Source organism: Camelimonas fluminis (genome assembly GCF_014656355.1).
Lineage (GTDB): Bacteria > Pseudomonadota > Alphaproteobacteria > Rhizobiales > Beijerinckiaceae > Camelimonas > Camelimonas fluminis.
On the sequence record NZ_BNCG01000014.1, the window covers coordinates 44,412 to 55,209 of the forward strand.

The following is a 10,798-nucleotide window of genomic DNA, read 5'->3' on the forward strand; positions in this document are numbered from 1 at the left end:
GGACCCACTTTTCCTGAAGGAAATGCGTGAAATCCAGGAGAGCGAGCATTTTCTCACCGAAAATGCTCCAGATTGCGCGAACAGGTCGCCGCGAACACGTCGTTCGCGGCGATTTTTTTGTCCGCGTCGTCGCGCGCCCGTGGTCATGAGGGCTTCCATGGGCATGGTCTTCAGTTATGGCCTTCAGTTGATGCCGACGGCAGGCATTCACGCCAGGCAACAACCATCCTGACGCTTTCCCGCCCTGCAATTCCCGACGCCAGGACGACCCGTGCTCCTGCTGGAAACGCCAGGGCCGTTCGGGCAGCACCTGACGCGGAATGCGCACACCCCGGGGTTCGGGGGTCAGGCCACGATGGCCTGCGTCGCCTCCACCAGCCAGGCCCGCTCCTCCTCGCTGGCGAGGGACGGCGTCAGTTCCTCCCGCACGCGCGCATGATAGGCGTTCAGCCAGGCAAGTTCAGCGTCGGAGAGCAGCGAAGGTTCGACAAGGCGCAGGTCGATCGGCGCCAAGGTCAGGGTCTCGAAGCCAAGCATGGGCCTTTCCGCCCCGGGGATGTCCCGCTCCTCCACCACGAGCAGGTTCTCGATGCGGATGCCCCAGGCGCCGGCCTTGTAGTAGCCCGGTTCGTTCGAGAGAATCATGCCCGGCTCCAGCGCCACGTTGCCGAGACGGGAGATGCGCTGCGGCCCCTCATGCACGGACAGGAAGCTGCCGACGCCATGCCCCGTCCCATGGTCGAAATCGAGACCAGCCTCCCACAGGGGGCGGCGGGCGAAGCTGTCGATCTGCGCGCCCCATGTCCCCCTTGGGAACACCGCCGTCGCCACGGCGATGTGGCCCCGGAGCACGCGGGTGAAGCGGTCGCGCATTTCGGCGTCCGGTTCGCCGACAGCAATGGTCCGGGTGATGTCGGTGGTGCCGTCGGCGTATTGCGCGCCTGAATCGATCAGGAACATCCCCTCGCCCACCGGCGCATTCGTCGCCGTAGTGACCCTGTAGTGAACGACGGCGCCGTTCGGCCCGGCGCCGGATATGGTGGGGAACGACACGTCTTCCAGCACATTGGTTTCGCGCCGGAAGGTTTCGAGGGCGCTGACCGCGTCGATTTCGGTGACGCCGCCGGCGGGCGCCGCGCCATCAAACCAGCGCAGGAACCGGGTGACGGCGGCACCGTCGCGCAAATGGGCGGCCCGCGAGCCGGCGATCTCGACCGTGTTCTTGCGCGCCTTCATCAGCGTCAGCGGATCCTCGCCCACATCGGCGACGCCACCGGCCGCATGGACGATGGTCGACAGGGCGGCGGCGGCGGTCGTCTGGTCAAGGCGAATGCGGGCGCCGCCGGCCGCCGCCTGCTGCAAACGCTCCTCCAGCGCGGCCGGCGGCGCCACGTCGGCAACCCCGGCGAGCGCCGCGCCCGCCTCGGCGGTCAGCTTGCGGCCGTCGAGAAACAGCGCCGGCCGGCCCTCACGTGGAACCAGGGCGTAACCCAGCGCCAGCGGCGTGTGCGGCACGTCGGCGCCGCGGATGTTGAACAGCCAGGCCATGTTGTGGGGGTCGCTGATCAGCAGCGCATCCAGCTTCTCATTGACGAGGCTGTCGCGCAGCCGCGCCAGCCGCGTGGCGGCGCTTTCCCCGGCAAGGCTCTCTGGCTGCACGCGGATACGGCCGGTCGGCGGTTGCGGCCGGTCGCTCCACACGGCGTCAAGCGGATTGTGGCTGACCGGCTCCAGCCGGCCGCCAGCAGCTTCGGCGGCTTTGGTGAAGCGGCGGACGGAGGCCGTGGCGTGCAGCCAGGGATCGTAGCCGAGCCGGGCCCCGGCGGGCAGATGCGCCCGCAGCCACGCCTCGGGGGTCGTTTCCGCCAGCGGAACCACGGTGAAGGCGGTTTCATCGACCTGCTGCGGCGCCTGGAGCACATAGCGCCCATCGACGAATATGGCGGCGCGGTCCTCCAGCACCACGGCCAGGCCGGCCGAACCGGTGAAACCGGTGAGCCAGGCCAGCCGCTCCGCATTCGCCGGCACATATTCGCCCTGGTGCTCATCTGCGCGCGGAATGATGAAGCCGTTGAAGCCATGGCGACGCAGTTCGGTGCGCAGGGCGGCGAGGCGACCGGGCCCGGCGGCGCCCTGCGCCGCGTCGTCAAAACTCTGGAACACCGCCCTGAACATGAGGTTCTCCCGCAACCGCCCCTGCCTGCTCCGATATGGCCGCATTCAGGTCGCTCACGCAAGGCGCGGACGCGCGGAAGCCTGGGACGGATCAGGCAGGTTTGCGTACGCCCGCGTACTGTTTGCAGAAAGTAATGTATGTGACAATTATTTGAACAGTTAAAGAATTCATACCCGTTCCGGCCGCAACCAACTGTCATGCATTTGGGTGATGGGCGCCATGCGCTACAACATCTACTGTCCGCCCGCCGACAGGCCTAAATAGGGAGCATACAAGAACAAGAGGAACGCTGGGGCTGTCTTTCAGATTTGGAGATAGACCAATGGCAACTGCTACTTTCGGTAACCTTTCGGCCAACCGCAACGCCCACTCTGGAAAGCACGCCGGTTTTGGCGCGGCTCTCCGCTCGCTCTTTACTGGTTTCCGCTACGGCGTCTCGGGCGATGTGCTGCACACCGCCGCCCAGCTCGGCCCGGAGCAGCTCAAGGAAGTTGGCGGCGTTCAGGACTCCGAGACTGGGCTGGTTTACGCCACCCGCTAATCCCGCCACGCCAGAGCGGATTTCAGTAACCGCTGGCGCCGCGTCAGGCGATCACTTATGGCTGCGGATCACTCATGGCCGCGAACGTTTCATGCGCTCGCGGCGACGCCTTCCAGAACAGGGCCTTCCGCAAGGATCTGTTCTTTGGGATGATCAAATAAAGAAAAAGCCGGCCGCCATGGCCGGCTTTTCTTGTTTCAGGGTTTCCCGGCCGGGTTTGCCGGCAGCTCCATGCGCGGAGATACAGTCTCTCGCCGGAGAAAACGGAAAACAACCGGGGCGCCATCGCTGGCGCGCCCGGCCATGAACCCGCTTGATCCCGAACTGGCTTCTATCGCCTGGAGCGCGGAGCCGCGCCGCCGCGCCGCAGCACCAGCGCGGCCCAGCCTTCACGATCACGCCGCTCCGCCAGCGCGAAGCCCTGGGCGCGATAGGCGGCGAGCACGCCGGGCACGTCCCGCGCCAGCAGGCCGGACAGCACCAGGTTTCCGCCTGGCGCGACCGAGCGGCTCAGGGACACCGCCATCAACCGCAATGGCCGCGCCAGGATATTGGCGAACACCAGCTCGAACCTGCGGCCGCGCGCATGGGCGTTCTCGACGCCAGGCGCGATGTAATACGTCAGCAGGCTGGCGACGCCATTGGCTTTGGCGTTCTCCGCCGCCACGGCGACGGCCGTGGGATCGAGATCGCCGGCGATGACCGGAACGCGCAACCATTTCGCCGCGGCGATGGCCAGAATGCCGGTGCCGGTGCCCACATCGAGAATGGACTGGGGCCGACGGCGGTTGGCGAGGCGCACCAGCGCATCGAGACAGCCAGAGGTGGTGCCGTGATGGCCGGTGCCGAAGGCCAGGGCCGCCTCGATCTCCAGCGGCACGTCGTTGGCTTTCACCACGCCGCGATCATGGCTGCCATAGACCAGAATACGGCCGGCGCGCACCGGCTTTAGCCCATCCAGCGAAGCCTTGACCCAGTCCTGCTCGCGAATGTCGTCGAACACCGCGTCGTCGGCGGCGGCGCCGACCACAGGGCGGATGATGTCGCGGATCATCGCCTCATCCGGCGGATGGGCAAAATAGGCCTCAAGCAGCCAGCCCTGGTCCGTTTCGAAGGCGGACACGGCGGTTTCGACGGGATCGAAGATCTCGCCGAGAATTTCGGTGGTCATGCGGGCGCTGCCCTCGTCGGTGACGAGGCGCATGATCCGCGTGGCCTTGTGGGGTTGCAGTCCTTCGATCATGGCGACGCCGTTAGCACAGGCTGGCGTTCGCGGCGAGGCGAAAACGCCGCGCCAGAACAGCGCCCGCCCTGACTTTCTGATGGGAGGCGCCCCGGCGATCCAGATTTCCTCCGGCATGGCGCAGTCCTCCAGCGAAAACGGACGCTATTCCGCCTGTTGCCGGATGGCCCGGAACAGGTCCCTTTGCCCGTCCATCCGCCCTCCCCAACGAAACGTCAGTCCGCCAGCCAGTCCCGCAGCGCGGCGTTCACCGCGTCGGGCTGCTCCAGGGTTGAGATATGGCCGCACCCGGGAACCACGACCAGGCGTGAGCCGGCGATTCCGGCGTGGATTTCCTCCGCCCGCTCCGGCGGCGTCAGGCGGTCGCCATCGCCGACCAGCACCAGCGTCGGGCAGCGGATGGCGGCGAGGCCGGGCCGTGAATCGGGCCGCCCCATGATGGCGCGCTGCTGGCGGGCATAGGCCGGCAAGCTCACCTGGTCATACATGGCCCGGTAAACCGACTTCAGCGCCATGTCGCCAACACGATCGGCGTGCACGGCCTGCGGCCAGCTCGCATTGACGACGCCGTCAAGGTTGTCCGCTTCAGCCATGGCGATGGCGGCGAGACGACGCTCCGTGACTTCTGGCGTATCCGCCGTGGCGGCGGTGTCGAGCAGAGCCAGACGCGTCACCCGCTCAGGTGCCAGCCGCATGATGGCGAAGGCCAGGTAGCCGCCCATGGACAGGCCAGCCAGGGCGAAGCGCGGCGGAGCGTCGGCGAGGATGGCGCCGGCAATCTCATCCATGGTCGCGCCGCGCGTATGATTGGCCACCTGCACCGCCGCCTGTGGCCACAACGCCGGGATCTGCGCCTGGTACAACAGGGCCGAGCAGCCGAGGCCAGGAATCAACACCAGCGGTTCACGCATCGCGGCTGACATGGGCGTTCCTCCTTCTCGCCTGAACCATTGACTGGCAGGCCCGCGCAACCTTGCCCTGAAAACCGGCTGAGGCCAATCTGCCCGGCAAGCAACAGACCAGAACCGGAGAAAACGCCCATGCTGACCCAGATCGACCGCATGGTCCTCGCCACGCCGGATGCGGCCGAAACAGCGCGCAACTGGGTCGCCCTGCTGGGCGCGGAGCCGGACGGCGGCGACGGCACCGCCGCGCTGGGCGCCCGGCGCACCCGGCTGCGCCTTGCCCAGGGCTTTGTCGAGCTGCTGGAGCCTGACGGAGCCGGGCCGGTCGCCGACGCCCTGGCGGCGCGCGGGCGGGCGCACATGTTCGCGGCGGGCGTGTCGACGACGGATATGCCGGGCCTCAAACGCCGCCTCACCGACCACGGCGTGACGGCGGCTGAAGAGAACGGGCAGTTGCATCCGGACCCGACGGCAATGGGCGTGCGCGGGTTGCGGGTGGTTGTTTCACCGCACGAGGAGCGCCCGTCGGTCGGACTGCTCGACTTCTTTTACGAGGCCACCCTGCTCGATCCGGCGCCAGAGCCGGCCATCGCCCGTCTCGCGACGTTGTTCGGCCTCGACCGGCAGATCGAATGTCCGATCGCCTCTGAGACATTCGGCTATGAGGGCGCGCTCACCCTGTTCCGGCCACGCCAGTTGCACCGTTTCGAGGTGATCAATCCGTCGAAGCCGGGCACCACCATGGCCCGGCAACTGCAGAAGCTTGGCCCGGTGATGTACATGGGCTTCGGCGAGGCGGCGCGGATCGGCGAGATCGAAACCAGGGCCCGGGCCGCTGGCGCCGGCATGACCGTGGACCGGCCAGCGGCGCGCCCGGCGGATCGCATGGCCGACCAGCTCTGGCTGCACCCGGATGCGCTCGGCGGCATGATGCTCGGCGTCTCGCGCCCCGGCATGGCGTGGACCTGGTCTGGCGACCCGGCGCGGGTTCCGCCGATCGGCTGAATGGGCGGCTGGCGACGCCGGTTAAACCAGCCGTCGTCAGGTTACGCTTTTCGTAACAAGCCGGTTGCCGGCCCGGCTCGCCCAAGGTATGCGAACGCCATGTCAGAGAACGATCAGACCCGCAACGACGCCGGCATGGCCGCTACGTCGCAAGAGCAGCCGAAAGACAAGGCCCAGCAGCGCCCCAAGGCCCGGCTGGCGCGCGGTTTTGTCGATCGCGGCCCCGCAGAACTGGCGGCCAGCGGCCGCATGCTCGAAAAAATCCGCGAAACTTATGAGTTCTACGGGTTTGACGCGGTCGAAACGCCGTTCATTGAATACACCGACGCGCTCGGCAAGTTCCTGCCCGACCAGGACCGGCCCAATGAAGGTGTGTTCTCATTCCAGGACGACGACGAGCAGTGGCTGTCGCTGCGCTATGATCTGACCGCGCCGCTGGCCCGCTTCGTCGCCGAGAATTTCGACAGCCTGCCGAAGCCCTACAAAAGCTATCGCGCCGGCTGGGTATTCCGCAACGAGAAGCCGGGGCCCGGCCGCTTCCGCCAGTTCATGCAGTTCGACGCGGACATCGTTGGCGCCGCCTCGGTCGCCGCCGACGCCGAAGTCTGCATGATGGCGGCGGACACGCTGGACGCCCTCGGGCTTGCGGGCAAATACGTCATCAAGATCAACAACCGCAAGGTGCTCGACGGCGTCATGGAGGCCATCGGCATCGGCGGCGAGGACAATGCCGGCCGTCGCCTCACGGTGCTGCGGGCCATGGACAAGCTGGACAAGGTCGGCGTCGATGGCGTGCGCGACCTGCTCGGCAAGGGCCGCATGGACCCCTCGGGCGACTTCACCAAAGGCGCCGAGCTGACGCCGGATGCGGCGGACCAGGTTCTGGCCATTCTGGGCGCGCGCGAGGGCAGCAACGCCGCCACGGTCGCCAATATGGCGCGGGCTTTCGCCGGCACCGCCACGGGCCGCGAAGGCTGTGCGGAACTGGCCGAAATCTCCGGCCTGCTCAGCGCCGCCGGTTATGACGACGGCCGGGTCATCATCGACCCCTCGGTGGTGCGCGGCCTGGAATATTACACCGGCCCGGTGTTCGAGGCGGAGCTGACCTTCGAGGTGAAGGACGAGAAGGGCCGTCCGGTCCGGTTCGGATCGGTGGGCGGCGGCGGTCGATATGACGGCCTGGTTGGCCGTTTCCGGGGCGAGGATGTGCCGGCCACGGGCTTCTCCATCGGCGTGTCGCGGCTGATGGCCGCCCTGCTGGCGGTGAAAAGCCCGGTGGTGGCGGTGGAGCCGCCCATGGGGCCGGTGGTGGTGCTGGTGCTGGACCGGGACCGCCTCGGCGACTACCAGGCCATGGTCGGGCAACTGCGCGCAGCGGGCGTCCGCGCCGAGCTGTACATGGGCCAGGCCGGCATGCAGGCGCAGGTCAAGTATGCCGACAAACGCGGCAGCGTCTGCGTGGTCATCCAGGGCAGCAACGAGAAGGAAAAGGGCGAGGTCACCATCAAGGACCTGCGCCTCGGCGCCAGCATCCGCCAGATCAAGGACCGCGAAACCTATCTGGCGAAGCAGGCGGAAGCCCAGTTTGTCGCGCCTGAAGCCGACCTGGTCGCGGCGGTGAAGCGGGTGCTGGACCGCTATCGCTGACCGGGTGTGGTCCAGACTGCTGACGGCCGGCGATCGAATGCGCCGCCGGCCCTTCCCCACCCCACGCTCATGGCCGGGCTTGACCCGGCCATCCACGAACCTGGAGCGATCCCTCCGCTCGCTGCGCCTGCTCCGGCCGCAATTTTCGCGCCGGTCGCGGGAAACGCGGTTTTCTGATAAGGAACCGCCCGGATGGCTTGCGGGAGCGATGTCCGCCCTTCTGTCCATCCGCGCCAACCATGCCATCCGGCCTCGTCATCCCGGCCCAACCGCCGGAACGCTCACCCACCCGGCCCCCTACAGGTAGAACAGATGTCGCCCCTGCTGACCGACGAACCAGCCACGCAACAGGCCTGCGCCAGCCTTCTGGCGCTGTTCGGGCGTGAGGGCTACCACCGGGTCGAACCGCCAGTGCTGCAACCGGCCAGCGTGTTTCTCGATCTCTCCGGCGAGGATATCCGCCGCCGCCTGTTCGTCACCGCCAGCGGCGACGGCGCGGAACTGTGCCTGCGGCCCGAGTACACCATTCCGGTGACCCGCCAGTTTCTGGAGGCGCAGGCCCGGGGGGCGCAGCCGCACGCCGCCGTGAGCTACCTTGGCCCCGTCTTCCGCCTGCGCGCCGGCGAGACTGGGGAATTCCCCCAGGCTGGCGTGGAATCGTTCGGCCGCAGCGACCGCAGCGCCGCCGACGCGGAAATTCTTGGCCTCGCCGTTGAGGCGACCACGTCGCTCGGCCTGCGCAACGCCGCCGTCCGGCTCGGCGACATGGGCCTGCTCACCGCGGTGGTCGACGCGCTCGGCGTCGACGCGCCAACCCGCCGCCGCCTGCTGCGCGGCGTCGCCGCCGGCCAGCCGCTGGCCGCCATCACCGGCGACGGCAATGCCGACGGCGATTACGCCGGCCTGCTCGGCGCCCTGGAGGGGCAGGACCCGCGCGCCGCGCGCGCCTTTGTCGAGGACGTGCTGACCATCGCCGGCATCACCACGGTGGGCGGGCGCAGCGCCAGCGACATCGCCCGTCGTTTTCTGGCCCGGGCCGAGCGCCGCGCCGCCGCGCTGGGCGGCGAGAAGCGGGACGTTCTGGAAAGCTACCTCGCCATCGCCGGCAACCCGGACGACGCGGTGGTCTCCCTGCGCAAGCTGGCGAGCGACGCCAGTCTCGACATTGGCGCGGCCATCGACCTGTTCGAGGAGCGGCTGGGCTTTTTCGCCGCCCGCGACGTGGACGTGGAGCGCATTGGCTTTTCGGCCCGCTTCGCCCGCAATCTCGACTACTACTCGGGCTTCATTTTCGAGATCGACGATCCGGTTCGCGCCGACCGCCGGCCGGTGGCGGCGGGCGGCCGCTATGACGGGCTGGCCGAGCGGCTTGGGGCCGCCGCGCCCCTGCCCGCCGTCGGCTGCGCCGTCTGGCTCGACCGTTTCGACAGCCTCGCCGTCATCGCCTGATCCGGGGAACCCCATGTCAACCGATACCCCGCTTGTTATCGCCGTCCCTTCCAAGGGACGTCTGCAGGAAAACGCCGCGGCGTTCTTCGCCCGCGCCGGCCTCGAGCTGCACCGGCCCGGCGGCGCCCGCGACTATCGCGGCGCCATCAAGGGGCTGCCCGGCGTGGAGGTGCTGTTCCTCTCCGCCTCGGAGATCGTCACCCAGCTCGCCAGCGGCGCGGCGCATCTCGGCATCACCGGCGAAGACCTGGTGCGCGAGCAGGTGCTGGACGCCGACGCCGCCGTGGAATTGCTGACGCCGCTCGGTTTCGGCAACGCCAATGTGGTGGTCGCCGTGCCCCAGGCGTGGATCGACGTCCGCACCATGGCCGATCTGGACGACGTCGCCTCTGACATGCGCGCCCGCCATGGCGAGCGCATGCGCGTCGCCACCAAATACATCAATCTGACGCGGGGCTTCTTCTCCGCGCACGGCCTTGCCGACTACCGCATTGTCGAAAGCCTGGGCGCCACCGAAGGGGCGCCGGCCTCTGGGTCGGCTGAAATCGTCGTCGACATCACCACGACCGGCGCGACGCTGGCCGCCAATGCGCTGAAAATTCTTGATGACGGCGTCATGCTGCGCTCCTGGGCCAATCTGGTGGCCTCCATGCGCGCCGACTGGGGCCCGACGGCGCGCGCCGCCGTGCGCACGATCCTGACCCGGATCGCCGCCGAGGAAGTGGCGCGGACAACGCGCGAGGTCAGCGCGCTGGTTCCGGCGCTGGACAGGGAAGCCCTGGAGAATCTCGCCAACCGCTTCAGCGCCCGCCTGCCATTCGGCGCCCCGGCGTCCGGAGCGCCCGCGACGCTGGTGTGCCCCGCCGGACAGGTCTTCGCGCTGGTGGACGCCCTGTCCGCCGCCGGGGCCGACCATGTGGGCGTGCGCAAGCTGGAATACGCCTTCCGCCGGGAGAATGCGTTGGCCGAGCGGCTGTTCCGACGGCTGGGCTGAAGCGCCAGAGCCCCTTCCGGCCAGGCGGAGGGCCTGGTCGTCCAGAATTCGCCGGAGCCAGGAAAACCTGGGCTGGCCTTCGGTCAATATTGATTGGAAGGCGCCCAGCGTGGCGGTTCCCGGGGCGGTCTGTTGGCGACCGTGTCCTGTCAGCGCTTGCAATGACGCCCCTGTTGCTGGCAAAAAGCCGCAAACGGCGACAACTTCCTGCGGGACGACGCCGTTGCGGTTGTTGGCCGGATTGGGGCAACCGTACGCCGGGCCCGCGGATATGTTGATGGAGTGGATGCACGTGAAAACTGTTCGCCTTGCACTGACGGCTGTCACCGCGCTTGCTGCGGCGAGCGTTCTCACCACGGCGTCAGCCGACGCCCGCCAGGGCCGGCAGCAGTCGCAACAGCAGGCTGCGCCGCAGCCGAAGAAGATCGAAAAGAATTTTCCGCTTGGAAAAAACTGGATCGCCGTCAGCCTGAACGGCAAGCGCTATAGCGGCGCGGAGCGCCCCTCCTTCGTGCTTGACTCGCAATTCCGCGCCCGCGGCTTTGGCGGCTGCAACACCTTCTCCGCCGTGGCCTTCCCGCTGCGCGACATGGGCATCGCCGTTGGTCCGCTGGCGCTGACCCGCCGCGCCTGCGACAAGGGCAGCCAGGGCGCCGAAACCGCCTATCTCTCGGCCCTGCGCTATGCCCAGAAATGGGACATCGTCAACGGCCAGCTGGTGCTGAAGGGCCCGGCCGGCGAACTGCGCTTCGACCGCACGTTCTGAACCAGTTTCGGACGCGGAGCCTGCGCAGGCTTTCGCGAAGATCAAAAAACCCCGCTGCATGGCAGCGGGGTT

General features: G+C 68.1%; 9 protein-coding genes. 6 read left to right on the plus strand and 3 right to left on the minus strand.

What is annotated here, in order from left to right; genetic code table 11:
• Window positions 1-345: 345 nt before the first annotated feature.
• Window positions 346-2,175, minus strand: coding sequence for an aminopeptidase P family protein (locus IE243_RS14785; RefSeq protein ID WP_191320165.1), 1,830 nt, complete (start codon window positions 2,173-2,175; stop codon window positions 346-348).
• 323 nt (window positions 2,176-2,498) lie between these two features.
• On the opposite strand from IE243_RS14785, the gene IE243_RS14790 reads away from it, so the two are divergent.
• The gene (locus tag IE243_RS14790; protein ID WP_191320166.1) at window positions 2,499-2,717 is read left to right on the plus strand and encodes a hypothetical protein; all 219 of its coding nucleotides are present in this window, start codon (window positions 2,499-2,501) and stop codon (window positions 2,715-2,717) included.
• A gap of 331 nt (window positions 2,718-3,048) precedes the next feature.
• On the opposite strand, the gene IE243_RS14795 is transcribed toward IE243_RS14790, so the two are convergent.
• Window positions 3,049-3,960, minus strand: a complete 912-nt coding sequence (locus tag IE243_RS14795) for a 50S ribosomal protein L11 methyltransferase (protein ID WP_191320214.1) — start codon at window positions 3,958-3,960, stop codon at window positions 3,049-3,051.
• 215 nt (window positions 3,961-4,175) lie between these two features.
• The gene (locus tag IE243_RS14800; protein WP_210319869.1) at window positions 4,176-4,883 is read right to left on the minus strand and encodes an alpha/beta fold hydrolase; all 708 of its coding nucleotides are present in this window, start codon (window positions 4,881-4,883) and stop codon (window positions 4,176-4,178) included.
• Window positions 4,884-5,000: 117 nt separating this feature from the next.
• Here IE243_RS14800 and IE243_RS14805 point away from each other — a divergent pair, with 117 nt between their 5' ends.
• The 5 genes from IE243_RS14805 (at window position 5,001) to IE243_RS14825 (ending at window position 10,726) form a co-directional block, all read left to right on the plus strand.
• Entirely contained in the window at window positions 5,001-5,870 is an 870-nt protein-coding gene (locus IE243_RS14805; protein ID WP_191320167.1) for a VOC family protein, read from the plus strand.
• A gap of 135 nt (window positions 5,871-6,005) precedes the next feature.
• Window positions 6,006-7,517, plus strand: coding sequence for a histidine--tRNA ligase (gene hisS / locus IE243_RS14810; RefSeq protein WP_191320216.1), 1,512 nt, complete (start codon window positions 6,006-6,008; stop codon window positions 7,515-7,517).
• Window positions 7,518-7,829: 312 nt separating this feature from the next.
• Complete coding sequence (locus IE243_RS14815; RefSeq protein WP_191320168.1) at window positions 7,830-8,966, plus strand: ATP phosphoribosyltransferase regulatory subunit; 1,137 nt, start codon at window positions 7,830-7,832, stop codon at window positions 8,964-8,966.
• A gap of 13 nt (window positions 8,967-8,979) precedes the next feature.
• Complete coding sequence (hisG, locus tag IE243_RS14820) at window positions 8,980-9,960, plus strand: ATP phosphoribosyltransferase (RefSeq protein ID WP_191320169.1); 981 nt, start codon at window positions 8,980-8,982, stop codon at window positions 9,958-9,960.
• Window positions 9,961-10,237: 277 nt separating this feature from the next.
• Entirely contained in the window at window positions 10,238-10,726 is a 489-nt protein-coding gene (locus IE243_RS14825; RefSeq protein WP_191320170.1) for an META domain-containing protein, read from the plus strand.
• Window positions 10,727-10,798: the final 72 nt, after the last annotated feature.